This is a genomic window from Blastococcus carthaginiensis (assembly GCF_030731085.1).
In the GTDB taxonomy this organism is placed as follows: domain Bacteria; phylum Actinomycetota; class Actinomycetes; order Mycobacteriales; family Geodermatophilaceae; genus Blastococcus; species Blastococcus carthaginiensis.
Map to the genome: position 1 here is coordinate 50,368 of NZ_JASNFN010000012.1, position 25,240 is coordinate 75,607.

Consider the following 25,240-nt stretch of genomic DNA (forward strand, 5'->3'; position numbering starts at 1 on the left):
CTCCCGGAAGGACCCCGCGTGAGCGAGCAGGACGGCCGTCGACCGAACACCCGCAGGTGGATCGCGCTGGCCGCGGGCCTGGCCCTCGTGGCCGTGCTCGCCGTGGTCGTGGCCGTGACCGGGCAGCGGCAGGCCCCCCAGCCCGCGGCCGCGACCGAGCGGTCCACCTCCGCGACGCCGGCCACGCCCGCGACACCGTCCACGTCCGGCACGCCGTCCACCCCGGCCGGGCCGGCCGCCCCGGAGACGCCGGCCGCTGAGCCGGCGGCGGAGGCCGTGGCCGAGCCGGTTTCGGTGCGCGTCCCCGCCATCGGCGTGACCAGCGACCTGCTGCGGCTGGGGCTGAACGACGACGGCACCGTCGAGGTGCCGCCGCTGGGCCCCGACGACCAGGCGGGCTGGTACGAGCGCGGCCCGGCTCCCGGGGCGGTCGGACCGGCGGTGCTGCTGGGGCACGTGGATTCCGCCGAGCACGGGCCGGGCATCTTCTTCGACCTCGGTGCTCTCCAGCCCGGCGACGAGGTGGAGGTGACCCGCGCGGACGGCACGGTCGCGGTCTTCGCCGTCGACCGGGTCGAGCGGCACCCGAAGGACGACTTCCCGACGCTCGAGGTCTACGGCAACACCGAGGACGCGCAGCTGCGGCTGATCACCTGCGGCGGGGACTTCGACTCCTCCGCACGCAGCTACGAGGACAACGTGATCGCGTTCGCCACCCTGGTCGGCACCCGGCCGGCCTGATCCGCCCTGCAGCGGTGGGGCCACCCGGCCGTCAGCGGGACGCGGCGGCCTCGGGTGGGTCGTCGGCGTGCAGCGCCGCCGCCCCGCGGCCGTCGGCCTTGACCCGGTAGAGCGCCAGGTCGGCGCGGCGCATCAGCTGGGCGGCGGTGTCCTGCGGGCAGCGCTGGGCGACGCCGGCCGACACGCCGACGCCGGGCACCAGCGAGCAGAGGTGCCGGACCAGCGCCAGCGCCTCGGTCCCGTCCAGGCCGGGCAGCAGGAGCGCGAACTCGTCGCCGCCGTGCCGGGCCAGCAGCACACCGCCCGGCAGCGCCTGCCGCCAGCTGCCGGCGACCCGGCGCAGGAGGCGGTCGCCGGCCTCGTGCCCGTCGGTGTCGTTGATCAGCTTGAAGTGGTCGAGGTCCAGCAGCGCCGCCGACAGCGGGACGTCGGCTCGCCGGATGTGCTCGCCGAGCGCCTCGTCGAACCCACGCCGGTTGGCCAGCCCCGTGAGGGCGTCGCTGCCCGCGTCGGAGGCACGCACGACCAGGGTGCGGGTGACGGAGGCCAGGGTGCTCACGACGACCGCGAGGGCCGCGGCGCTGGCGGCCGACGCGTCACCGCGCAGCAGCAGGGCCGCCGTGGTGGCGCCGACGACGGTCACGACGTGGGCCACGGCCACCCGGCGGTCGGCGAAGAAGCAGGCCATCACGCCGACGAACGCGCTGACCGACGCGAGGACCACAGCGGTGGTGGCATCGGGCGCGATCAGCACGACGGCACCGATCAGGCAACTGCCTGCGGTGACCAGCCCGCCCTGGACGACGCGCGGCGGGGCGACGTCCCACCGGAACAGCGCGGCGCCCACCGCCACGGCCAGCAGGCCGATCCCGGCGACCAGCCAGCGGCGCACGGCCTGGTCGGTCCCGCCGCCGGCGGCCAGGACGGCGGTGCTCCCCCCGGCGACGTAGAAGAGCGCCAGGGTCTGGGCCATCGCCCGCGGGGAGGCGACGTCCCGGGAGACCGGCTCGGCTCTCACTGCCCTCACCTGGCGGTCATCGGCCCGCGATGGCGGGTCCTGGAGCCGCCGCGGTCGGTCTGCCCCGGACGGGGGTGCCGCCCGCCTGCGCCCCTGCTGCGGCCGAAGCTGTTCATACGTGACGACTACCGCGTGCACCGCGGATCCGGTGGCACCACCCCGGTGCGGACGCCGCTCCGAGGGGCGCTGTCCCGGTGGCGCCGCGCGGGCTGGGAGACTCGGACCCGCGGAACACCCACCGCGTGGACGGCTGCCGGGCCGGGAGGGGTCGAGCCTCGTCCACCCGTCCCCGTTGCGCGCCTCGTGCGCCCGGGAGCCCCGTCGCGAAGGAACGTCGCAGCCCTGATGCCGAACGAGCTCGCCGCCGTCCTGTTCGACATGGACGGCACGCTGGTGCAGACCGAGGAGTACTGGGGCGAGGCGATGTTCGAGCTCGCCGCCTCCCTGGGCGGCCGCATGTCGCCCGAGGCGCGGGCCCGCACCGTCGGGACGAGCATGCGCCACTCGATGCAGGTGCTGCAGGCCGATCTGGGGATCGTCCGCACCGAGGAGCAGCTGCAGGCCGACGCCCGGTGGGTCGAGGACCGGGTCGCCGAGCTCATGGGCACGGGGATCCCGTGGCGGCCCGGCGCCCGCGAGCTGCTCTCGGCCGTCCGCGCTGCGGGGCTGCGCACGGCCCTGGTGACGACGACGCCGCGCCGGCTCGCCGACATCGTGCTGGGCAGCATCGCGGCGGACCTGGGGGGCATCCCGTTCCACGTCACCGTGTGCGGGGACGAGGTGCCCGCCCGCAAACCCGACCCGGCGCCCTACCTGCAGGCGGCCGTCGCGCTGGGCGTGGAGCCGTCCGCCTGCGTCGTGGTCGAGGACTCGCTGGTGGGTGTCACCTCCGGGCTGGCCGCCGGCATGGCGGTGCTCGGGGTGCCGGCGATGCAGCCGGTGCCGCCGGCGCCGGGGCTCACCCTGCGCGACACCTTGGTCGGGATCGAGGTGGGCGGGCTCGTCGAGGTCCTCGCCGGGGGGCGTTCGGCGCCGCTCGCCGGCCGCTGAGCGCCCCTGGCCGCTGGATGTCCGGCGGCCTGCGCTGGACCGGTGTGATCGGCAGGGCTCAGACCGGGGTGACCGGCAGCGTCGTCCGCCAGCCCGCGGCCGCGGCGGCGTCGGTGGGGAACGGCGGGGGAGTGCCCCCGAAGGCCGGGCAGCGCGCCTGGTGGTCGCACCAGCCGCACAGCCGGCTCTTGTTCGGCCGGAACTCGCCGGTGGCCACCGCCCGCTCGATCGCCGACCAGATGGCCAGGAGCGTGCGCTCGAAGCGGACCAGCTCCGCTTCCTCCGGCGCGTAGGTGAGCGCGTCGCCGTCGCCGAGGTAGAGCAGCTTCAGCTGGGCGGCGACGACCCCGCGGGTGCGCCAGAGCACCAGCGCGTAGAACTTCATCTGGAACAGCGCCTTGGACTCGAACGCCTCGCGGGGCATCGAGCCGGTCTTGTAGTCGACCACCCGCAGCGCACCGTTCGGTGCTACGTCCAGCCGGTCGACGTAGCCGCGCAGCAGCAGCCCGTCGGGAAGCGTGACCTCCACGAGCTCCTCGCGGCCGGCCGGCTGGATGCGGCGCGGGTCCTCGAGCGAGAAGTACTTCTCCACCAGCTTCCCCGCCGAGGCCAGCCACGCCGTCACCGACTCGGGGGCGTTCGCGTCGCTCTCGGCGCCGTCGTCCTGCCCGGTCTCGAACAGCTCGGCGATGCCCGGCTCGTCGCGCAGCTCGGCCCAGGCAGGCTCGACCAGCTGCAGGGCGCTCTCCGGGGTGCGCTGCGCCGGGGGGAGGTCGTAGAGGCGCTCCAGCACGGTGTGGACCAGCGTGCCGCGGACGGCCGCGAGGCTCTTGCGCTCTGGCAGCCGGTCGATGGTGCGGAAGCGGTAGAGCAGCGGGCAGGTCTTGAAGTCGGCCGCCCGGCTGGGGGAGAGGGACGGGCGGCGGGGTGCCGTCGCGTCACCGGGCACCGCGGCGCCTTCCGCGGGCGTGCCGGTTGCCGGGTCGGTCTGCACCATCGCCGTCATGCACCCGAGGCTAGGTGGCTCCTCCGACAGTTCCGAGCGCCCGCGCCGCATCGGCGTCCCGGGTCACACCGGCACCGTCCGTACGCTGGTCGCCCGTGACCAGTGAGCAGGAGCCCGGGACCGACGTCGTCGAGGAGGCGCAGCCCGCGCCGGCCGAGGAGGCGGCGGAGCAGGTGGGGGAGCAGGTGCCCGTGCAGCGGGCCGAGCCGGTCGAGGGCGCGTTCGTGGCCGGCGACCGGGTGCAGCTGACCGACCCCAAGGGCCGGATGCACACCGTCGTCCTGACCCCGGGCAAGCAGTTCCACACCCACCGCGGCGCGATCGAGCACGACGACCTCATCGGCGCGCCGGAGGGCTCGGTGGTGCACTCCACCGCCAACACCGGGTACCTGGCGCTGCGGCCGCTGCTGGCCGACTACGTGCTCTCCATGCCGCGCGGCGCGCAGGTCATCTACCCGAAGGACGCCGCCCAGATCGTCGGCTTCGGCGACGTCGGCCCGGGCATGCGGGTGCTGGAGGCCGGCGCCGGGTCGGGTGCGCTGAGCTGCTCGCTGCTGCGCGCGGTCGGCTCCGAGGGCTCGCTCACCAGCTACGAGCGGCGCGAGGACTTCCTCGACGTGGCGCGGGCCAACGTCGGCGCCTTCTTCGGCGAGGTGCCGGGCAACTGGAGCTTGCGCCTGGGCGACCTCGCCGACCACCCGGCCGACGAGGTCGTCGACCGCGTCGTCCTGGACATGCTCGAGCCCTGGGCGGTGCTGCCCACGGTCGCCGCCGCGCTGCGCCCGGGCGGCGTGCTGGTCGGCTACGTGGCCACGGTGACCCAGCTGTCCACCTACGTCGAGGCGCTGCGCGCGCAGGGGGTCTGGACCGAGCCCTACGCCTGGGAGAGCCTGCTGCGGCCGTGGCACGCCGTCGGCCTCGCCGTCCGCCCCGAGCACCGCATGGTGGCCCACACCGCGTTCCTCGTCACCGCCCGCCGCCTCGCCGAGGGCGCCGTCGCCCCGATCCGCCAGCGCCGCGCCCAGAAGCACTGAACGCGGCCCGGAGGGAGGACCGCCCCGCCGCCGACGCGGCCGGTGCCGCGCGCGACGTGGGCAGGCGGGCGGATGATCGACGGGACCGTGGCGCGGCAGGTGCGCCTGGTCCTCGCCCCAGCACAGCCGGAGGAGACCAGACGTGACCGACCTCGCGCCCAGGACGGCCCACGCCGACGCTCCGGACGACGCCGCGCTGCGGGAGATCGAGCAGCGGGTGCTGTGGCTGGCGACGGCGATCGTCGACCACGCCAACCGGGTGCGGCCGAACCCGTCGGGCCTCAAGGTCGGCGGTCACCAGGCGTCCAGCGCCTCGATGGTCACCATCATGACGGCGCTGTGGCTCGAGCAGCTGACCGCCGAGGACCGCGTGTCGGTCAAGCCGCACGCCAGCCCGGTGCTGCACGCCCTGGAGTTCCTGCTCGGCCAGCTCGACGCCTCCTGGCTGACCACGCTGCGCGGTTTCGGCGGGCTGCAGTCCTACCCCTCGCGGCTGAAGGACCCCGTCCCGGCCGACTACTCGACCGGGTCGGTCGGCATCGGCGCGACCGCGCCCATCTGGGGTGCGCTGGCCCGCCGCTACGTCAACACGCAGTTCGGCGCGGGCGGCACCGGGCGCCAGTGGTCGCTGGTGGGCGACGCCGAGCTGGACGAGGGCGCTGTCTGGGAGGCCGTGCTCGACCCGATGGTCGCCGAGTTCGGCGAGGTGAACTGGGTCGTCGACCTGAACCGGCAGTCCCTGGACCGCGTCGTCCCCACCATGGGTGCCACCCGCCTGCAGGGCATGTTCACCGCGGCCGGATGGCAGGTGCTCACCGTCAAGTACGGGCGGCTGCTCGAGGAGCTGTTCGCCCGCCCCGGCGGCCCGGAGCTGCGCGACCGCGTCGACGGCATGAGCAACGCCGAGTACCAGCGCCTGCTGCGCCGTCCGGCGGCGGACGTGCGCCGCGAGCTGCCGGGGGAGGGGCCGGGCGCCGGCGCGGTCGCCGCGCTCGTCGCCGACGTGCCGGACGACGACCTCGTCGCCGCCGTCCGCAACCTCGGTGGGCACGACCTCGCCGCGCTGCGCCAGGCGTTCGCGCAGATCGACGACAGCCGCCCCACCGTCGTCATCGCCTACACGCTCAAGGGCTACGGTCTGGCCACCGAGGGGCACCCGCAGAACCACTCGGCGCTGCTGACCGAGGCCCAGCTCGCCGAGCTGGCCGCCCGCGTCGGCGTCGACCCGGCCGAGCCGTGGGCCGGGTTCCCGCCCGGCAGCGCCCCGGCCGGCCTGCTCGCCGACGCTGCCGCCCGCCTGGCCCGCACCCCGGTCGACGACGCCGGCACGCCGGACGTGCCCGCGGACCTCGGCCGCACGCCCTCCGGGACGGCGACGACGCAGGCCGCGCTGGGGCGCACGCTGCTCGACCTCAACCGCGCCGCGCCGGAGGTCGGCCGGCGGGTGGTCACCGTCAGCCCCGACGTGTCGAGCTCGACCAACCTCGGCGGCTGGGTCAACAAGGTCGGCGTCTGGTCGCACGAGGACCGCCGTGACTGGTTCGCCGACGACGCCGAGACGATCCTCCACTGGCGGGAGCAGCCCTCGGGCCAGCACGTGGAGCTCGGCATCGCCGAGACGAACCTGGTCGGCGCGATCGGCGAGCTCGGCGCGACCTGGTCGCGCTGGGGGCAGCCGCTGCTGCCCATCGGCGTCCTCTACGACCCGTTCGTCGAGCGGGCGCTGGAGCCGTGGTCGTTCACCATCTACGCCGGCGGCCAGTCGCTGCTGGTCGGGACGCCGTCGGGGGTGACGCTGGCGCCCGAGGGCGGCGCGCACCAGTCGATCACCACGCCGTCGATCGGCCTGGAGCAGCCCGGCTGCCTGTCGTACGAACCCGCGTTCGCCCTCGACGCGGAGTGGTGCCTGCTCGCGGCGCTCGGCCAGATGGGCCGTCCGGGTGGGCAGTCGGCCTACGTGCGGCTGTCCACCCGCCCGGTCGACCAGGCCCTCGCCGCCGTGCCGGCCGACCCGGCCGCGCGCGAGCGGCGCCGTCGCCAGGTGGTGGCGGGGGCGTACCCGCTGCGGCGGGTGCCCCGCCCGGCGGTCACGCTGGCCGCGATGGGCGCGCTCGTGCCCGAGGCGCTGGCCGCCGCCGAGCGGCTCGACGGGCTGGGCTTCCCCGCCGACGTCGTCGTGGTGACCAGCCCGGGCCTGCTCTTCCGCGCCGTCCAGGCGCGACGGGGTCTGGACGACGCCTCGCCGTGGGTGCTCGACAGCGTGTTCCCGGCCGACCGGGCCACCCCGCTGGTCACCGTCCTGGACGGTCACCCGCACACGCTGGCGTTCCTCGCCGGGGTCCGCGGTGCGCCGGCCGCGCACCTGGGGGTCACCCGGTTCGGGCAGAGCGGTGACCTGGACAGCGTGTACCGGTACCACGGACTCGACGTCGGCTCGCTGGTCGGCGCCGCGCTCGACCTCGTCGACTAGGTGGCCGTGCCCGCCGACGTCCTGCGTGGTGGGCCGGGAGCGACCGCCGCGGGTCCCGCGATCCGCTGCGGAGGAGTCGCAGGCGGTGCTCCGCCGGTGCCTCTAGCAGCCCGTCGCGACCTCCGCGAGCCCACGGCGAACTGTCCGTCCGCGTGTATAGATTTGCGTCCTGGCTCCCCCGACAGTGCGGAGGTGCGTGATGGGCCTGGGTCCTGACGAGCTGAAGGCGCGGCGTGAGCGTGACGTGGCCTCGCTGCTCAGCCAGATCTCCTACCTCGAGGAAGAGATCGGCCTGCTCCGCCGCAAGGTGGCCGACAGCCCGCGCCAGGTGCGCGCGCTGGAGGAGCGGATTGCGGAGGCAGAGGGCCGTGCCGCCTTCCTGTCCGAGCGCAACGACAAGCTGGCCGGCACCCTGCGGGACGCCCGCGAGCAGCTGGTCACGCTCAAGGAGGAGGTCGACCGGCTCGGTCAGCCCCCGTCGGGCTACGGCGTCTTCCTCACCTCCTACGAGGACGGCACGGTCGACGTCTTCACCGGCGGCCGCAAGCTGCGGGTCTCCGTCTCGCCGAACGTCGAGGTCGAGGGCCTGCGCACCGGCCAGGAGGTCATGCTCAACGAGGCGATGAACGTCGTCGAGGCGCGCGACTTCGAGCGCCAGGGCGACGTCGTCATGCTCAAGGAGCTGCTCGAGCCGGTCGACGGCGTCACGCCGCGCGCGCTGGTCATCGGGCACACCGACGAGGAGCGCGTCGTCTACCTCGCCGACTCGCTGGCCGGCCAGCCGCTGCGCGCGGGCGACTCGCTGCTGCTGGAGAGCCGGTCGGGTTACGTCTACGAGCGGATCCCCAAGAGCGAGGTCGAGGAGCTCGTCCTCGAGGAGGTCCCCGACATCGACTACGCGGACATCGGTGGCCTCTCCCGGCAGATCGAGCAGATCCGCGACGCCGTCGAGCTGCCATTCCTGCACGCCGAGCTGTTCCGCGAGTTCCAGCTCCGCCCGCCGAAGGGGATCCTGCTCTACGGCCCACCCGGCTGCGGCAAGACGCTCATCGCCAAGGCGGTGGCCAACTCGCTGGCCAAGAAGGTCGCCGCGGTGAAGGGCGAGGGCGTCAACCAGGCGAAGTCCTACTTCCTGAACATCAAGGGCCCCGAGCTCCTCAACAAGTACGTCGGGGAGACCGAGCGGCACATCCGCCTGGTGTTCCAGCGGGCCCGCGAGAAGGCCAGCGAGGGCACGCCGGTCATCGTGTTCTTCGACGAGATGGACTCGATCTTCCGCACCCGTGGGTCGGGGGTGTCCTCCGACGTCGAGTCGACGATCGTGCCGCAGCTGCTCAGCGAGATCGACGGCGTCGAGGGGCTGGAGAACGTCATCGTCATCGGCGCCTCCAACCGGGAGGACATGATCGACCCGGCGATCCTGCGCCCCGGTCGGCTCGACGTGAAGATCAAGATCGAGCGGCCCGACGCCGAGGCCGCCCGCGACATCTTCAGCAAGTACCTGGTGCCCGAACTGCCCCTGCACGCCGACGACCTCGCCGAGCACGGCGGCAACCGGGAGTCGACGATCGCCGGGATGATCCAGCGCACCGTCGAGCGGATGTACACCGAGAGCGAGGAGAACCGCTTCCTCGAGGTCACCTACGCCAACGGTGACAAGGAGGTCCTCTACTTCAAGGACTTCAACTCCGGCGCCATGCTGCAGAACATCGTCGACCGCGCGAAGAAGATGGCGATCAAGGAGCGGCTGGAGACCGGCACCGGCGGGCTCCGCGTCGGCCACCTCATGCAGGCGTGCCTCGACGAGTTCAAGGAGAACGAGGACCTGCCCAACACGACCAACCCCGACGACTGGGCGCGGATCTCGGGCAAGAAGGGCGAGCGGATCGTCTACATCCGCACCCTCATCAGCGGGAAGGGCAACGAGGCCGGTCGCGCCATCGACACGGCGACCAACACCGGCCAGTACCTGTAGCCGCGCAGACGGACGGCCCGGCCACCTGCGCGGTGGCCGGGCCGTCCGTCTGTCCGGGGCTCCCTGGTGATCAGGTCACCTGGTCATCAAGGGTCCTGGCTCACGACCGGCGGTGAGCCAGGACCCCGTGCGCTGAGCCAGGACGGCGGTGGCGGGCCGAAACCCGGGCGCCGCTCGGCCGGCGGTCAGCCCAGGCGGATCACCTGGCCGGGGTAGATCAGGCCCGGGTCGGCGCCGATGACCCCGCGGTTGGCGTCGTACACGGCGCGCCAGTCCAGCCCGGCGGACGCCGCGATCCGCGACAGCGTGTCGCCCGCCTGCACGGTGTACTGCTGCCCGGCGTCGGCAGGGGCGGGCGCGGGAGTGGGTGCCGGGGCCGCAGCAGGCGCCGGAGCCGCGGCGCTGCCCGCCTTGTCGGCCTCGGTGAGCCCCAGCTTCGCCGAGCACGCCGGCCAGGCGCCCCAGCCCTGCGCCGCGAGGGTCTTCTCGGCGACCGCGATCTGCTGCTCGCGCGTCGCCAGGTCGGCTCGCGCGGCGTACTCCAGGCCGCCGAACGCCTCCCAGGTGGGCTGGTAGAACTGCAGGCCGCCGTAGTAGCCGTTGCCGGTGTTGATCGCCCAGTTGCCGCTGCTCTCGCACTGCGCGAGGCGGTCCCAGGTCGCGCCGTCGGCGGCCGCGGCGGTGCCGGTGCCGAGGAACGGGGCGACCAGCGCGGCGCCGGCCACGGCGAGGCCTGCGGCGCCGCGGCGGAAGGAGCGGGTGGACGGGCGGGGGGTGCTGCGGTTCGTCATGGTCCTCTCAGAACGGCGGGCGCCCGGACGGCCGGACCCGCGGAGGGACGGCGCGCTCCACCCACGGAGCCGGATCGACGGAGGAGGCGCGGCCGCTGGGCGGAGGAGGGCGCGCGGCGCGTCCTGAATCTGCGGCGGACCGGCTCGACGGCCGGGATCCGCGCACGTCCCCGATGACCACTCGGTGCGGCCGGGGCACGACCGAGGCTACGGAACGGTTCCGGCATGTGCCAGGGCGCCGGCTCGATGCCTGCGCCGGTCGGGTGCCGACGGCGGCTCGATGCCGGCGCCGCTCGGGTGCCGACGGCGGCTCGATGCCTGCGCCGGTCCCGGCGACGGCCGCCGCCTAGGGTTGGGCCATGAGCGTGCGGCGGGTCATGGGCACCGAGGTCGAGTACGGCATCTCGGTGCCGCGGCAGCCGGGGGCCAACCCGACGACGCTGTCCAGCCTGGTGGTGAACGCCTGGGCGGTGGCCGAGGCGCCGACGCCCCGCCGTCCCCGGTGGGACTTCGAGGAGGAGTCGCCGCTGCGCGACGCCCGCGGGTTCGACCTGACTCCGGCGCAGGCCCTGGACCACAACGACCTGGACGAGGACTCCGGGATGGCCAACGTCATCCTGACCAACGGCGCCCGGCTCTACGTCGACCACGCGCACCCGGAGTACTCGACGCCGGAGGTCACCACCCCGCGCGACATCGTCCTGTGGGACAAGGCGGGGGAGCGGGTCATGGCCGAGGCCGCCCGGCGGGCCGCGCAGATCCCCGGCACGCACCCCATCCAGCTGTACAAGAACAACACCGACGGCAAGGGCGCGTCCTACGGCGCCCACGAGAACTACCTGATGGACCGGCGGACGCCGTTCATCGACATCATCCGCGGGCTCGTGCCGTTCTTCGTCACCCGCCAGGTGTTCGCGGGGGCGGGCAAGGTCGGGATCGGGGTGGAGAGCCGGACGCCGGGCTTCCAGCTCTCGCAGCGCGCCGACTTCTTCGAGGTCGAGGTGGGCCTGGAGACGACGCTGAAGCGGCCGATCATCAACACCCGCGACGAGCCGCACGCCAACCCCGACGAGTACCGCCGCCTGCACGTGATCATCGGGGACGCGAACCTCGCCGAGCTGTCGACCTACCTCAAGGTCGGGACGACGTCGCTCGTGCTGGCCATGATCGAGGCGCGGGCGCTGCCGCCGGACCTGGCCATCGAGGAGCCGGTGGCCGAGCTGCAGGCGGTGAGCCACGATCCCTCGCTGACCCACCGGGTGCGGCTGCGCGACGGCCGGCGGCTGACCGCGATCCAGGTGCAGCGGCTGTACCTGGAGCGGGCCGAGCGCTTCGTCGAGACCCGCGGGGAGCGCGACGAGCAGACCGACGACGTCCTGCGACAGTGGGCCGCGGTGCTCGACGACCTCGAGGCCGACCCGATGCGCCTGGCCGACCGGCTGGACTGGCCGGCGAAGCTTCGCCTGCTGGAGGGCTACCGCTCGCGCGACGGCCTGCAGTGGAGCGATTCGCGGCTCCAGCTGGTGGACCTGCAGTACTCCGACGTGCGGCCGGACAAGGGGCTGTACAACCGGCTGGTCGCGCGCGGCGCCATGAAGCGCCTGCTCACCGACGAGGAGGTGGTCCGCGCGATGCTGGCGCCGCCCTCGGACACCCGCGCGTTCTTCCGCGGCGAGTGCCTGCGCCGGTTCCCTGCCCAGATCGCCGCAGCCTCCTGGGACTCGGTGGTCTTCGACCTGGGCCGGGAGAACCTGGTGCGCATCCCGACGATGGAGCCGCTGCGCGGCACGCGGGAGCACGTGGGCGCGCTGTTCGAGGCCTCGGCGACGGCCCAGGAGCTCGTCGACACGATCACCGGCCCCTGACCGGTCGTCCACAGGGGCGGGGCGCATCCACCGCACCCGGTCGGCGGACGCCGGATGTCGGTGGCTGCGGGTAGTTTCCTGACCAGCACCAGCCACTTGACGGACCGGAGGGCAGCATGGCCACCAGGGACACCGGCGGGCAGCAGAAGGCGACGCGGTCGCGCGAGGAGAACGAGGAGATCGAGGCCTCGGTCGACTCTGAGGTGGCCGAGCGCCACAAGGAGATGTCCGAGGACGTCGACTCGCTCCTCGACGAGATCGACGACGTATTGGAAGAGAATTCCGAAGAATTTGTTCGCTCTTATGTACAAAAAGGGGGCCAATAGGCCATTCCTTCTAGGAATGCCGAATGGTCGACGAAAAGTTCTGCCGGGATTGCGGTGAACTGAGGCCGGTCGCCGAGTTTTCGCGTGACCGCCGGAGGGCGGACGGCCTCAGTTTCTACTGCAAGGTGCACGCGAGGCGCCGACTCCTGGCGTCCAAGGACGCCCGTCAAGGGCCGCCGAAGCGCCGCCACCGCCGTGAGGTCGACGTGCCGGAGGGGGCCAAATGGTGCCCGGACTGCGAGGTGGTCAAGCCAGTCGACGACTTCGTCCGCAATGCCGGCCAGCCGTCCGGGCGGGCGCCATACTGCAAGCCCTGCCACAACGCGCGAGGCAAACGCTCGATGGAGAAGCTGGGCGGTTCGCGGACCTATCACCTCAAGCGGCGTTACGGCATCACCGCCGCAGAAGCGGATGCCATGCTCGAGGAGCAGAACGGCGTGTGCGCCATCTGCCGGACGGCGCCGGCCCAGCACGTGGACCACGACCACGCGACCGGTGCCGTGCGGGCGCTGCTGTGCTTCAACTGCAACGGCGGCCTGGGCCAGTTCCGCGACGATCCGTGGCTGCTGCGCATGGCCGCCTTCTACGTGGAGCACCACATGCAGCAGCAGGCGATCGCCGTGCTCCAGGCTGCCGGCGCCGACGACCCGGACGGCCAAGCCGACGTCAGTGGCCGCCGGTAGGGTCGCTGACGACGTCCGGAACCGCGTCCGATCAGCACGGCGCGGTGCCCGGCAGAGCAGCGGTGCACGCCGGCACAGGCAGGCGGGAGAGGCGGATGGGTGAACGAGTCGTCAGCTGGCCGGAGCGGGTTCCCGCCCGCCTACCTGGACCGGGTGGGTTCCTCGTTCACCGACTTCCTGGCCGCGTCCGCGCCCGACCTGCTGCCGGGGCGCCGGCCGGTCCCGCAGCTGCCCGTGGGTGACATCGCCCCGCACGGCACCACGATCGTCGCGGCCAGCTACGACGGCGGCGTTCTCATGGGCGGCGACCGCCGGGCCACCATGGGCAACCTGATCTCCAGCCGCGACATCGAGAAGGTCTACCCGGCCGACTCCTACAGCGTCATCGGCATCGCCGGCGCCGCGGGCATCGCCATCGAGATGGTGAAGCTCTACCAGGTCGAACTCGAGCACTACGAGAAGATCGAGGGGCTCACGATGAGCCTCGACGGCAAGGCCAACCGGCTGGCCCAGATGATCCGCGGCAACCTCGGCGCGGCGCTGCAGGGCCTGGCCGTCGTCCCGCTGTTCGCCGGCTTCGACCTCGACGCCGCGCCCGGCGAGCTCCCGGGCCGCATCTTCAGCTACGACGTCACCGGCGGGAACTACGAGGAGCGCGGCTACTCGGCAGTCGGCTCCGGCTCGCTGTTCGCCCGCAACAGCCTCAAGAAGACGTGGCGCCAGGGCCTGGACGCCGCAGCGGCCACCCGCACCGTGGTCGAGGCACTCTACGACGCCGCCGACGACGACTCGGCCACCGGCGGCCCGGACCCGGTGCGGCGGCTGTACCCGATCGTCTACCGGGTGGACGCCGAGGGCGCGATCCGGCTGACCGACACCGAGATCGCCGCCGTCGCCGATGCCATCGTCTCCGAGCGCGCGGCCGCCGAGCGTCAGAACACGACGCGGGAGGCCTGAGCCATGACGATGCCGTACTACGCCTCCGCCGAGCAGGTCATGCGCGACCGGTCGGAGTACGCCCGCAAGGGCATCTCCCGCGGTCGCAGCGTCGCCGTCGTCACCTACGCCGATGGCGTCCTCTTCATCGCCGAGAACCCCAGCTCCACGCTGCACAAGGTCGGCGAGATCTACGACCGGATCGGCTTCGCCGCCGTGGGCCGCTACAGCGAGTTCGAGAGCCTGCGGGTCGCCGGTGTCCGCCTCGCCGACGTGCGCGGTTACTCCTACAACCGGCGGGACGTCACCGGCCGGGTCATCGCCAACGCCTACGCGCAGACCCTCGGCGCGATCTTCACCGAGCAGATGAAGCCCTACGAGGTCGAGCTCTGCGTCGCCGAGGTGGGGGAGACCCCCGAGCGCGACCAGCTGTACCGGCTCACCTTCGACGGCTCCGTCGTCGACGAGCCCGACTTCGTCGTGATGGGCGGGCAGGCCGACGCCGTCACCGCCCACCTGCGCGAGAACTTCCACCCCGGCATGGGCCTGGCCGACGCGCTCCGGGTCGGTGTCGACGCGCTCTCGGCGGTCAGCCCGGCCACCGCCGGAGCCGGGGACGGCGGTCCCACGCGGCTGACCGCCCAGCAGATGGAGGTCGCCGTCCTCGACCGCCGGCGGCCCAAGCGGGCCTTCCGCCGGGTCGTGGGAGCCGCGCTGCACACCCTGCTCGGCGACGGCCAGACCGGGGAGACGGAGACGCCTCCTTCGGGCCACGTGCCCAGCCACCCCGCGCCAGGCACGCCCGCCGGGCTCGGCGACCCGGCCGCGCCCGACACCGCCGGCGGCACCACCGACACCGGCGAGGGGCACCCGCAGTCCGACGGGTGAACGTCGCCCGCGGGGCAGGGGAGCGGACATGCCGGACCACGACCCCGACGACGCCCTCGCCCAGGCGAAGAAGATGACCGACGACGGTGACGTCGACGAGCGCTACCACTTCCCGTACGGCGACTTCTCCGAGGTCAACCGCGCGGCACTGATCCACGGCAGGCAGCGGGCTCAGCAGAACGGACACGACGAGATCGAGAGCGCCTTCGACGACCTGCTGCAACGGCTCGACGCGAAGCGGTAGCGGCCCCGCGGTCCGGCGGCGGGCCCCTGTCGCCCCCGGCGCCTAGTCTCGAAGCGTGGAACGACGGATCTTCGGGATCGAGACCGAGTACGGCGTCACGTGCACCTTCAAGGGGCAGCGGCGGCTCTCGCCGGACGAGGTCGCCCGGTACCTGTTCCGGCGCGTCGTGTCGTGGGGCCGCAGCTCCAACGTGTTCCTGCGCAACGGCTCCCGGCTCTACCTCGACGTCGGCAGCCACCCCGAGTACGCCACCGCCGAGTGCGACGACCTCGGCGAGCTCGTCGTCCACGACAAGGCGGGGGAGCGGATCCTCGAAGGGCTGCTGGTCGACGCCGAGCAGCGCCTGGCCGAGGAGGGCGTCACCGGCGACATCTACCTGTTCAAGAACAACACCGACTCCGCGGGCAACAGCTACGGCTGCCACGAGAACTACCTCGTCGGCCGGCACGGGGAGTTCGGCCGCCTCGCCGACGTCCTGATCCCGTTCCTGGTGAGCCGGCAGATCGTCGTCGGCGCCGGCAAGGTGCTGCAGACCCCGCGCGGCGCCCTCTACTGCGTCAGCCAGCGCGCCGAGCACATCTGGGAGGGCGTCTCCAGCGCCACCACCCGGTCCCGGCCGATCATCAACACCCGCGACGAGCCGCACGCCGACGCCGAGCGCTACCGCCGCCTGCACGTGATCGTCGGCGACTCGAACATGAGCGAGACGACGACGCTGCTTAAGGTCACCATGACCGACCTGGTGCTGCGCATGATCGAGGCGGGCACACCCATCCGCGACATGACCCTGGAGAACCCGATCCGGGCCATCCGCGAGATCAGCCACGACATGACCGGACGCCGGAAGGTGCGGCTGGCCGGCGGCCGCGAGATGTCGGCGCTGGAGATCCAGTCGGAGTACCACAGCCGGGCCATGGAGTTCGTCGACCGCGAGGGCTGCACCCCGGTCCACCGGCAGATGCTCGAGCTGTGGGGGCGGGTGCTCAAGGCCGTCGACAGCGAGGACCTGAGCCTGATCGACCGCGAGATCGACTGGGCGATCAAGTACAGCCTGCTCGAGCGCTACCGCGCCAAGCGCGACCTCCCGCTGTCCTCCCCGCGCATCGCCCAGATGGACCTCGCGTACCACGACATCAGCCGCACCCGCGGGCTGTACTACCTGCTCGAGCGCAACGGGCAGGTCGACCGGGTGGCCCACGAGCCGCGCATCTTCGAGGCCAAGAACGTGCCCCCGCAGACCACCCGCGCCCGTCTCCGCGGCGAGTTCATCCGCAAGGCCCAGGAGAAGCGGCGCGACTTCACCGTCGACTGGGTGCACCTCAAGCTCAACGACCAGGCCCAGCGCACCGTGCTGTGCAAGGACCCGTTCAAGTCCGTCGACGAGCGGGTCGAGAAGCTCATCGCGTCTATGTGATCTGCGGTCCTCCGGACCGCACCGCGGCCACGTGCCGTGCCGGCCTGATCTGAGCCGCTGCTTCGCGCCTGCGCGGGACCCTCCGGGCCCCACTCGGCGCGACCTCACTCGCCGGGGGCGGTCCCTTCCGTCTTCGCGGCCGCAAGCACCGTCTCGGGGTCCACCGGCACCTGGAGGGCGGCGTAGCGGCCGGCCGCGGCGGCCGCGAGGAAGTAGGCGCGCTCCTCCGGGTAGCCGCGGCCCATCGTGCTCAGCGGCACGGGCGAGAGCCCCAGCGCCGTGTCCAGCCCGTCGGTGTCCACCCACACGATGGTGTTGCGCTCGGGCTGGCTCGCCAGATCCTCGTCGACCTGCCCACCGAGCTCGGAGGAGAGCCCGCGCGGCGCCACCAGCGTCACCCCGCCCAGCGCCACCCGCCCGAACGCGGTGAGCGAGTGATGGGAGACCCCGCGGTGCCGCGGGCGGGGATCGGCGTCGGAGATGCGCAGCGCACCGACGGGCACCCCGCCCAGCACGCTCACGGCGTTGCACGCCTCACCCGCGGCCACGCCCGAGAAGCCCCACGGCGTGCCCGTGCCGAGGTTGCCGGGCCCCTGGGTGACGATCGCCAGGTCCGCGCCCAGCACGTGCCGCGCCGCCAGCAGGCCGGTGTGCAGGGTGACCGCCTCCAGGTCACCCCCGTAGGCCTGGCCCACGGTCACCACGCCGGCCAGCGAGCTCTTGAGCGCACCCACCGTGCGGGAGAACGCCGCGGGCAGCGCGCCGCCGTCGGTCATCACGTAGGCGACCTTCAGGTCGGGATCGGTGGCGAGCATCCCGATCAGGACCGCCGGCAGCGCCGAGTGGAGGTCGGCCACGACGACCGGCATCCCGCCGAGGTCCTCGGCGTCGGCGATCGTCGCGTGGTGTTCGGTCTCCTGCTCGTCGACGCCCTGCACCATCACCTGCAGCGGCGTGTACCGCGCCTTCACCAGGTGCCCGGGGCCCTCCGGGTCCGGCGGCAGCCGGTCGGGGACGGCGACCACGAGCGCGTACCCACCGGTGCCCAGCCCCTGCGCCAGCGCGGTCGTGTTGAGCAGCACGTCGTCGCCCACCTCGGGCACGCCCACCAGCGAGGGGTAGGCCAGCGCGCGCAGCTCGCCCTCGCCGGCCACCTCGGCGGTCAGCTCCAGCGCGTCGCGCCAGGAACGGCCGGTCGCGGTGACCCGCCCGCGCCGCCAGCGGATCCGGGACGCGGGCGCGGGAGGAGCAGCACTGGTCATACCGGCAGGCTATCCAGCGGGCCGGTTCGCGGCCGGGCGACGACGGGCCGGCGGCGGGCTGACTAGCCTGAGGACCATGGCGGCCAAGCGGGCGGAACGACTGGTCAACCTGGTCATCGCGCTGCTGAGCACCCGGCAGTACGTGACGGCGGCGCGCATCCGCGCCACCGTGCCGGGCTACGAGGCCGACGACGGCACCGATCGGGCCGACGAGGCGTTCAAGCGCATGTTCGAGCGCGACAAGGCCGAGCTGCGCGAGATGGGCGTCCCGCTGGAGACCGGTCGCACCAGCGTCTTCGACACCGAGGACGGCTACCGCATCGCCCGGGCCGACTACGAGCTGCCCGAGATCCACCTGACCGGCGAGGAGGCGGCCGCCGTGGGCCTGGCCCTGCGCCTGTGGGAGTCCGCGCAGCTGGCCGGCGCCGCGCAGAGCGCCCTGGTGAAGCTCCGCGCCGCCGGGGTCGACGTCGACTCCGCCCGCTCGCTGCCGATCAAGCCCCGGCTGGACCGCGGCGAGGCCGCCTTCGAGCCCTGCTACGCCGCGGCGCGCGACCGGCGCCGGCTGCAGTTCGACTACCAGCGCCCCGACGAGGACACCGCCGTCCGCCGCGACGTGCAGCCGTGGGGCGTCGTCGCCTGGCACGGGCGCTGGTACCTGGTCGGCCACGACCTGGACCGCCAGGCGCCACGGGTGTTCCGGCTCTCCCGCGTCGTCGGCATGCCGAAGGCCGTCGGCCCGGCCGGGGCGTTCGAGCCGCCGGCCGACCTCGACCTGACCCAGGTCGTCGCCCGGCAGCAGGGGCAGGGGGAGGAGCACCTGGTGGTGGTGCGGGCCCGTCCCGGCACCGCCGTGGGGCTGCGCCGGCACGCCACCTCGCTCGGGCCGGCCGACGACGGCAGCGGCCAGGTGGAGGACCGCCTGCAGCTGCGCACCACCGAGCCGTGGGCGCTGGCCGACCAGATCGCCGCGCACGGCGCCGACGTCGTCGTGGAGGCACCGACGTCGATGCGGGACGCCGTGGTGGCCCGGCTGACCCGCCTGGCCGCGCTGGAGGTGCCGGCGTGACCGCGAGCGGCACCACCGACCGGATGACCCGGCTGCTGGCCCTCGTCCCGTACCTGACCGCGCGCCCCGAGGGGGTGGCGCTGGCCGAGGCCGCGCGCGACTTCGGCGTGCCGGAGCGGCAGCTGCAGCGCGACCTGGAGCTGCTGTGGATGTGCGGGTTGCCCGGCTACGGCCCGGGCGACCTGATCGACGTCGCCTTCGAGGGCGACCGGGTCCGGGTCACGTTCAGCGCCGGGATGGTGCGGCCGCTGCGGCTGACCACCGACGAGGCCGTCGCGCTCGTCGTGGCGCTGCGCACGCTGCTGGAGCTGCCGGGCCTGGCCGAGCGGGAGGCGGTGAGCCGGGCGCTGGCCAAGGTGTCGGCGGCCACCGGGGACGCCGCGGCGAGGACGGCGCCGCTGGCCGTGAGCGTCGACGCCCGGGAGGAGACCCTGGCGCTCGCCCGCCGCGCCCTGCAGGAGGGGCGGGCGGTGCACCTGCACTACTACGTGCCGGCCCGCGACGAGCGCACCGAGCGCACCGTCGACCCGATGCAGCTGCTCTACGTCGACGGCCGCTGGTACCTGGAGGCCTGGTGCCGCCGGGCCGAGGGCGTCCGGCTGTTCCGGCTGGACCGGGTGGACGAGGCCACGGTGCTGGACGAGCCGGCCGCCGCACCGCCCCAGGCGACGAGCCGGAGCATCGACGACGGCCTCTACCAGCCCGGGCCCGACACCCCCGCGGTGCGGCTGCGGCTGGCCCGCGCCGCGCGGTGGGTCGCCGACTACTACCCGACCGAGGACGTCACCCCGGTCGACGACCCGCCCGGCGGGCTGGCCGTCACGGTCCGCACCGCGGACCTGGCCTGGGCGCGGCGGCTGGTCGCCCTTCTGGGTGGCAACGCGGTGGTGGAGGAGCCGGCCGAGATCGGGGCGCAGGTCGCCGCCGAGGCCCGGGCCGCCCTGGCCCGCTACCGGGTCGTGCCCGGCGACGCGGGCTAGGGTGCCGTCGTGCTGTTCTGGATCGTCCTCGGTGTCGTCGTCGTCCTGGCGTTCGCCGTCCTGGGGGTGCTCGTGCACGGGGTGCTCGGCGCCGTCGGGCGGCTGGCGCGCGAGCTGACCGCGGCCGAGGCCGACGTGGCGCCGGTGCGTGCCGGGCTCCAGGACTCCGCCGACCGGGCCGCGCGGCTGCGCGACGCCCGGGCGTCGGCGGGCTGAACGGCCGGCGAACAAGGCTGCGGGCGGCCGACGTCCCGTGCGCAGCCCTCTGAGAATCGGCGGTCCGCGGCGTAGCATCGCCCCAGCAACCACACCTCTGGAGGACGCGCCATGGCCGGACTCGGCCCGCTGGAGATCGGCCTGATCATCCTGGCCATCCTGCTGCTCTTCGGTTACAAGAAGCTGCCCGACGCCTCCCGGTCGCTCGGCCGCTCGCTGCGCATCTTCAAGGGCGAGATGAAGGGCATGAAGGAGGACGACGTCCGCACCAAGGACGCCGCGCGCACCACGCCGGTGCGCGGGGAGATCGTCGCCCCCGCGTCGCCCGCCCCGGACGACCACGGCGCGCAGCTGCAGGAGGAGGCGCGGCAGGCCGAGCTCAGGGCCGCGGAGCTGCGGGCGCAGGCCGACCAGGCCGGCGCCGCCGACCGCACCCGCTGACCGCACCGCACCCGGGGGGACGGCGGTGAGCGAGGCGACCCGTGGCGCGCGACGGCGTCGGCGGACACCCCGCGACGCGCAGGCCACGATGAGCCTGATCGCGCACCTGACCGAGTTGCGCAACCGCATCCTCAAGGCGGGGCTGGCCATCCTGGTGGCCACCGCCATCTCCTTCTGGTGGTACGGCCACGGCCTGGGCGAGTTCATCCGCGCCCCGTACTGCGGGCTGCCCGAGGAGCTCCGGTACGGCGGGGACGACGCCGGTGGCTGCGGGTTGCTGATCACGAACGTGTTCGGCGGTGTCTTCATCCGCCTCAAGGTCGCGTTCCTGGCCGGGGTGGTGCTCTCGGCGCCGTTCTGGCTGTACCAGCTCTGGGCGTTCATCACGCCCGGTCTCAAGCGCAAGGAGAAGCGCTACGGCGTCGGCTTCGTCGCCGTCTCGTCGATCCTGTTCGCCCTGGGCGCCGTGCTCGCCTACGTGTCGCTGTCGGCGGGCCTGGAGCTGCTGCTGAGCCTCGCGGGCGACGGCGTCGTCGTGGCGCTCACCGCGCAGGACTACATCGGCTTCGTGCTGTCGCTGCTGGTCGCGTTCGGCGTCAGCTTCGAGGTGCCGCTCATCGCCGTCGCGTTGAACCTGGCGGGGGTGCTCAGCTACGAGGTGCTGTCGAAGAGCCGCCGGTGGATCTTCTTCCTCACCATCGTCTTCGCCGCCTTCGTCACGCCCACGCAGGATCCGTTCACCATGCTGTTGATGGCCGGGCCGATGATCGTGCTGTTCGAGCTGGCCATCCAGCTCGCCCGCGTCGTCGACCGGCGCCGGGCCCGCCGCGCCGCCGCGGAGCACTTCCACGACCTGGACGACGACGTCGCCTCGCCGCTGGACGCCCGCCCGTCGGAACTGGACGAACCGGCCGAGCGCGCGCCGTCGGCCCGCGGCTGACGGCGGTGGAGGCCGCGGTCCTGGTCAGCCCGGCCGCCGGGCGGGGCCGGGCCCGCACCGTGTCCCGGGCGGTCCTCGACACGCTCCGCGAGAAGGGGGTGGCCACCCGGGTGCTGGACGCGACCACCCGGCCCGACGCCGAGCGCCAGGCTGCGGAGGCGATCGCGGACGGTGCCGGGGCAGTGGTGGTGGTCGGCGGCGACGGCGCCGCGCACGCCGGGCTGCAGGCGGTCGCGGGGACGGCGGTGCCGCTCGCCGTGATCCCGGCCGGCACCGGCAACGACCTCGCCCTGGCGCTGGACGTGCCGGCCGACCCCGTGGCGGCTGCCCGCGCCGCAGCCGGCGATCTGCTGGCCGGCCGCGTACGGGCGCTCGACGCGGGCCGCACCGCCGGCCGCTGGTGGGCCACCGTCCTGTGCTGCGGGTTCGACTCCGCCGTCACCGACCGCGCCAACCGGCTGCGCTGGCCCCGCGGCCGCCGGCGCTACGACGTCGCCGTGCTGGCCGAGCTGGCCCGGCTGCGCCCCTACGAGGTGACGCTGTCGCTGGACGGCGTGGCCCGGACGCTGCCCGCCACCATGGTCGCCGTCGGCAACACCGCCTGGTACGGCGGCGGCCTGCGGATGTGCCCGGGCGCCGACTGCGCGGACGGTCTCTTCGACGTCACCGTGGTGGGGCCGGTGTCGCGCCGCGAGCTGGTGCGCACCCGCCCCCGGCTGGCCGACGGCACCCACGTGGAGCACCCCGCCGTGACCGTGCACCGGGCGTCCCGCGTGGAGCTGTCCTGCGCCGGGCTCAGCACCTATGCCGACGGCGAGCTCCTCGCGCCGCTACCCGTCGTCGTCGACTGCGTGCCCGCCGCCGTCCGGGTGGCCGGCGCGGGGCCCCGCGACGATCAGCTGATCTGATCGTGCGGTGTCCCCCTCACCGCCGGACGTGCGGGAGGACGCGCGGCGGTGAGGGACGACGACCGTGGTGGCGAGCCGTCGCCAGGGTGCGCGCCTAACGTGGAGGCATGTCCAGCCCCGCTGAGCGGTACGCCGCTGCCCGGCGGCGGACCTCCCACCCGACGCTGGCCGACTTCGCCGCCGAGCTGGGTTTCTCCCTGGACCCGTTCCAGGTGGAGGCGTGCGAGGCGCTGGAGGACGGCTCCGGCGTCCTGGTCTGCGCGCCGACCGGCGCCGGCAAGACCGTGGTGGGCGAGTTCGCCGTGCACAAGGCTCTCGCCGAGGGGCGCAAGGCCTTCTACACGACGCCGATCAAGGCGCTGTCGAACCAGAAGTACAACGACCTGGTCGAGCGCTACGGCGCCGACCGGGTCGGCCTGCTGACCGGCGACAACGCCGTGAACGGCGACGCCCCGGTGGTCGTGATGACCACGGAGGTGCTGCGCAACATGCTGTACGCGGAGTCGTCGGCGATCCACGGCCTCGGCTACGTGGTGATGGACGAGGTGCACTACCTCGCCGACCGGTTCCGCGGCGCCGTGTGGGAGGAGGTGATCATCCACCTGCCGCAGTCGGTCACCCTCGTCTCGCTCTCGGCGACGGTGAGCAACGCCGAGGAGTTCGGCGACTGGCTGGTGACCGTGCGCGGGGACACGAAGGTGGTGGTCAGCGAGGTCCGCCCGATCCCGCTCTGGCAGCACATGCTGGTCGGCAACCGGGTGTTCGACCTGTTCTCCCTGCGCCCCGCCGCGCACGCGGGGGAGCAGGGTGAGGGGCCGCGACAGCTGTCCACGCGGGAGCGCGGGGCCTCCGTCGTCGACCCCGAGCTGGTCCGCTTCGTGCGGGAGCACGAGCGCCGGCTCGACACGTGGGGCGGCTCCGGCCGCCGGGAGGGCCACCACCGGCCCCGGCACCGGCCCCCGGCGCGGTCCGACGTCGTCGAGCGCCTCGACCGGGCGGGGCTGCTTCCGGCGATCACCTTCGTGTTCAGCCGCAACGGCTGCGACGCCGCCGTCCACCAGTGCCTGCTGAGCGGGCTCCGGCTCACCGACGAGGCCGAGCGCGCCGAGATCGCGGCCGTCATCGACGAGTGCACCGGCTCGCTGCCCGAGGAGGACCTGCAGGTCCTCGGCTTCTGGGAGTGGCGCGAGGGGCTGCTCGCCGGGTTGGCCGCCCACCACGCGGGGCTGGTCCCCGCCTTCAAGGAGACCGTCGAGGAGTGCTTCGTGCGCGGCCTGGTCAAGGCCGTCTTCGCCACCGAGACCCTCGCCCTGGGCATCAACATGCCGGCCCGCACCGTCGTCCTGGAGCGGCTGGTGAAGTGGAACGGCGAGGCGCACGTCGACGTCACGCCGGGGGAGTACACGCAGCTCACCGGCCGGGCCGGGCGGCGCGGCATCGACGTCGAGGGGCACGCCGTCGTCGTCTGGGCACCCGGCATGGACCCGAGCGTCGTCGCCGGGCTGGCCAGCACCCGCACCTACCCGCTGCGCTCGTCGTTCCGGCCGAGCTACAACATGGCGGTCAACCTGGTCGGCTCGTTCGGCCGCGCCCGGGCCCGCGAGCTTCTGGCCAGCTCGTTCGCGCAGTTCCAGGCCGATCGCTCGGTCGTCGGGCTGGCCCGGGCGGCCGCTCGTCACGAGCGGGACGCCGAACAGTTCGCCGCGCAGATGCACTCCGACCGGGGCGACGTCGGCGCCTACGCGCAGCTGCGGCGGGAGATCTCCGAGCGGGAGAAGGAGCTCTCCCGGGACTCGCAGGCCAAGCGCCGGATGGAAGCCGCGGATGCGCTCGCCGCGCTGCGTCCCGGCGACGTGATCCGCGTGCCGACGGGCCGGCGGCAGGGGCTGGCCGTCGTCCTCGACCCCGGCATCACCGACCTGGCCGAGCCGCGGCCGCTGGTGCTGACCGAGGACAAGTGGGCGGGCCGGCTGGGCTCGGTGGACTTCCCGATGCCGGTGCAGGCGCTGGCGCGGGTGCGGGTGCCCAAGAACTTCAACCACCGCAGCCCGCACGCGCGCCGCGACCTCGCCTCGACCCTGCGCAACGCCCGGATGGAGCACGACCTCGGTGCGCGCCGGGTGAAGAAGGGGCGCTCCGCGGCGGCGGACGACCCGGTGCTGGCCGATCTGCGGCAGGCGCTGCGCCACCACCCGGTCCACCAGCTGCCCGACCGCGAGGAGCGGGTGCGGGTGGCCGAGCGCTGGCTGCGCGCGGTGCACGAGGCGGAGTCGCTGCAGCGCACGATGGCCGAGCGCACCGGCTCGCTCAGCCGCCAGTTCGACCGGACCTGCGACGTGCTCGAGGAGCTGGGCTACCTGGTGCCCGAGGCGGCGCCGCTGGTGCCGGCCGACACCGAGGTCGTGGGTGCCGTCGACGACGTGGCGGTGGTGACCGACGACGGACGGCGGCTGGCGCGCATCTGGTCGGAGGCCGACCTGCTCGTCGCCGAGTGCCTGCGCGCCGGCGTGTGGCGCGGCCTGGACCCGGCCGAGCTGGCGGCCGCGGCCTCCACGCTGGTCTTCGAGGCGCGGCGCGACACCCCGGGGCTGCCCGCGGTGCCGGCGGGCAAGGTGGGCGCCGCCATCGGCGCCATGCGCGGCATCCGCTCCCGTCTGCAGGACGTCGAGCTCGACCACGGCGTGCCCGCGGGCCGCGACCTGGACCTGGGGTTCGCCTGGGCCGCCTACCGCTGGGCCGACGGCCAGAGCCTGGACCGGGTGCTGGCCGGGGCCGAGCAGGCCGGCACGGAGCTCTCCGGCGGCGACTTCGTCCGCTGGGCGCGGCAGCTGCTGGACCTCCTCGACCAGCTCGGCAAGGTCGCCGACGACCCGGTGGCGCGCACCGCGCGGGCCGCGGTGGACCACGTGCGGCGCGGGGTCGTCGCCGTCGCCGTCGGCGGCTGACCGGCGGGTCGACGACGGTCGCGCCGCCGTCCGGTGCG

Annotated in this window: 23 protein-coding genes; 19 read left to right on the forward strand and 4 right to left on the reverse strand. The window is 74.0% G+C overall.

Annotated features, from left to right (window positions below; all coding sequences use genetic code 11):
- Positions 1-18 precede the first annotated feature (18 nt).
- On the forward strand, positions 19-741 hold the full coding sequence (locus QOZ88_RS11690) for a class F sortase (protein ID WP_305999938.1): 723 nt from the start codon (positions 19-21) through the stop codon (positions 739-741).
- Between the two features lie 31 nt (positions 742-772).
- On the opposite strand, the gene QOZ88_RS11695 is transcribed toward QOZ88_RS11690, so the two are convergent.
- The gene (locus QOZ88_RS11695) at positions 773-1,759 is read right to left on the reverse strand and encodes a GGDEF domain-containing protein (protein ID WP_305999939.1); all 987 of its coding nucleotides are present in this window, start codon (positions 1,757-1,759) and stop codon (positions 773-775) included.
- A 345-nt stretch (positions 1,760-2,104) separates the two neighbouring features.
- On the opposite strand from QOZ88_RS11695, the gene QOZ88_RS11700 reads away from it, so the two are divergent.
- The gene (locus QOZ88_RS11700; RefSeq protein WP_305999940.1) at positions 2,105-2,809 is read left to right on the forward strand and encodes an HAD family hydrolase; all 705 of its coding nucleotides are present in this window, start codon (positions 2,105-2,107) and stop codon (positions 2,807-2,809) included.
- 58 nt (positions 2,810-2,867) lie between these two features.
- Here the strand turns inward: QOZ88_RS11700 and QOZ88_RS11705 are convergent, their stop codons facing one another.
- Positions 2,868-3,815 carry a RecB family exonuclease gene (locus QOZ88_RS11705; protein ID WP_305999941.1) on the reverse strand — a complete coding sequence of 316 codons (948 nt, stop codon included), beginning with the start codon at positions 3,813-3,815 and terminating at the stop codon, positions 2,868-2,870.
- Positions 3,816-3,910: 95 nt separating this feature from the next.
- Here QOZ88_RS11705 and QOZ88_RS11710 point away from each other — a divergent pair, with 95 nt between their 5' ends.
- From QOZ88_RS11710 to arc, 3 genes are all read left to right on the forward strand, one after another.
- Complete coding sequence (locus tag QOZ88_RS11710) at positions 3,911-4,849, forward strand: tRNA (adenine-N1)-methyltransferase (protein ID WP_305999942.1); 939 nt, start codon at positions 3,911-3,913, stop codon at positions 4,847-4,849.
- A gap of 142 nt (positions 4,850-4,991) precedes the next feature.
- The gene (locus QOZ88_RS11715; RefSeq protein WP_305999943.1) at positions 4,992-7,319 is read left to right on the forward strand and encodes a transketolase-like TK C-terminal-containing protein; all 2,328 of its coding nucleotides are present in this window, start codon (positions 4,992-4,994) and stop codon (positions 7,317-7,319) included.
- Between the two features lie 199 nt (positions 7,320-7,518).
- A complete protein-coding gene (gene arc, locus QOZ88_RS11720; protein ID WP_305999944.1) occupies positions 7,519-9,294 on the forward strand; it encodes a proteasome ATPase in 1,776 nt (591 codons plus the stop codon).
- A gap of 185 nt (positions 9,295-9,479) precedes the next feature.
- Here arc and QOZ88_RS11725 read toward each other — a convergent pair whose 3' ends face one another.
- Entirely contained in the window at positions 9,480-10,085 is a 606-nt protein-coding gene (locus QOZ88_RS11725) for a LysM peptidoglycan-binding domain-containing protein (RefSeq protein WP_305999945.1), read from the reverse strand.
- A gap of 359 nt (positions 10,086-10,444) precedes the next feature.
- Here QOZ88_RS11725 and dop point away from each other — a divergent pair, with 359 nt between their 5' ends.
- The 7 genes from dop to pafA all read left to right on the forward strand — a co-directional run bounded on the left by dop (position 10,445) and on the right by pafA (position 16,441).
- Complete coding sequence (gene dop, locus QOZ88_RS11730) at positions 10,445-11,950, forward strand: depupylase/deamidase Dop (RefSeq protein ID WP_305999946.1); 1,506 nt, start codon at positions 10,445-10,447, stop codon at positions 11,948-11,950.
- A gap of 116 nt (positions 11,951-12,066) precedes the next feature.
- A complete protein-coding gene (locus QOZ88_RS11735; protein ID WP_305999947.1) occupies positions 12,067-12,276 on the forward strand; it encodes a ubiquitin-like protein Pup in 210 nt (69 codons plus the stop codon).
- Between the two features lie 23 nt (positions 12,277-12,299).
- The gene (locus tag QOZ88_RS11740) at positions 12,300-12,959 is read left to right on the forward strand and encodes an endonuclease VII domain-containing protein (protein WP_305999948.1); all 660 of its coding nucleotides are present in this window, start codon (positions 12,300-12,302) and stop codon (positions 12,957-12,959) included.
- Between the two features lie 99 nt (positions 12,960-13,058).
- Positions 13,059-13,916: a proteasome subunit beta gene (gene prcB, locus QOZ88_RS11745; RefSeq protein WP_305999949.1), complete on the forward strand. Its 858-nt coding sequence runs from the start codon at positions 13,059-13,061 to the stop codon at positions 13,914-13,916.
- 3 nt (positions 13,917-13,919) lie between these two features.
- Positions 13,920-14,783: a proteasome subunit alpha gene (gene prcA, locus QOZ88_RS11750; RefSeq protein ID WP_305999950.1), complete on the forward strand. Its 864-nt coding sequence runs from the start codon at positions 13,920-13,922 to the stop codon at positions 14,781-14,783.
- Positions 14,784-14,811: 28 nt separating this feature from the next.
- A complete protein-coding gene (locus QOZ88_RS11755; protein WP_305999951.1) occupies positions 14,812-15,027 on the forward strand; it encodes a hypothetical protein in 216 nt (71 codons plus the stop codon).
- Positions 15,028-15,082: 55 nt separating this feature from the next.
- Positions 15,083-16,441, forward strand: a complete 1,359-nt coding sequence (pafA, locus tag QOZ88_RS11760) for a Pup--protein ligase (protein WP_305999952.1) — start codon at positions 15,083-15,085, stop codon at positions 16,439-16,441.
- Between the two features lie 104 nt (positions 16,442-16,545).
- On the opposite strand, the gene QOZ88_RS11765 is transcribed toward pafA, so the two are convergent.
- Positions 16,546-17,703: a DUF3866 family protein gene (locus QOZ88_RS11765; protein WP_305999953.1), complete on the reverse strand. Its 1,158-nt coding sequence runs from the start codon at positions 17,701-17,703 to the stop codon at positions 16,546-16,548.
- Positions 17,704-17,779: 76 nt separating this feature from the next.
- Between QOZ88_RS11765 and QOZ88_RS11770 the strand changes: the two genes are divergently transcribed.
- The 7 genes from QOZ88_RS11770 (at position 17,780) to QOZ88_RS11800 (ending at position 25,202) form a co-directional block, all read left to right on the forward strand.
- The gene (locus QOZ88_RS11770) at positions 17,780-18,772 is read left to right on the forward strand and encodes a helix-turn-helix transcriptional regulator (protein WP_305999954.1); all 993 of its coding nucleotides are present in this window, start codon (positions 17,780-17,782) and stop codon (positions 18,770-18,772) included.
- Entirely contained in the window at positions 18,769-19,752 is a 984-nt protein-coding gene (locus QOZ88_RS11775) for a helix-turn-helix transcriptional regulator (protein WP_305999955.1), read from the forward strand. Before QOZ88_RS11770 ends, QOZ88_RS11775 begins: the two co-directional genes overlap by 4 nt.
- Positions 19,753-19,761: 9 nt before the next feature.
- Complete coding sequence (locus QOZ88_RS11780; protein WP_305999956.1) at positions 19,762-19,968, forward strand: hypothetical protein; 207 nt, start codon at positions 19,762-19,764, stop codon at positions 19,966-19,968.
- 111 nt (positions 19,969-20,079) lie between these two features.
- Complete coding sequence (tatA, locus tag QOZ88_RS11785; RefSeq protein ID WP_305999957.1) at positions 20,080-20,409, forward strand: Sec-independent protein translocase subunit TatA; 330 nt, start codon at positions 20,080-20,082, stop codon at positions 20,407-20,409.
- Between the two features lie 88 nt (positions 20,410-20,497).
- Positions 20,498-21,349, forward strand: a complete 852-nt coding sequence (gene tatC, locus QOZ88_RS11790) for a twin-arginine translocase subunit TatC (RefSeq protein ID WP_305999958.1) — start codon at positions 20,498-20,500, stop codon at positions 21,347-21,349.
- Between the two features lie 5 nt (positions 21,350-21,354).
- A complete protein-coding gene (locus QOZ88_RS11795) occupies positions 21,355-22,257 on the forward strand; it encodes a diacylglycerol kinase family protein (protein WP_305999959.1) in 903 nt (300 codons plus the stop codon).
- A 107-nt stretch (positions 22,258-22,364) separates the two neighbouring features.
- Positions 22,365-25,202 carry a DEAD/DEAH box helicase gene (locus tag QOZ88_RS11800; protein WP_305999960.1) on the forward strand — a complete coding sequence of 946 codons (2,838 nt, stop codon included), beginning with the start codon at positions 22,365-22,367 and terminating at the stop codon, positions 25,200-25,202.
- The last annotated feature ends 38 nt before the right edge of the window (positions 25,203-25,240 follow it).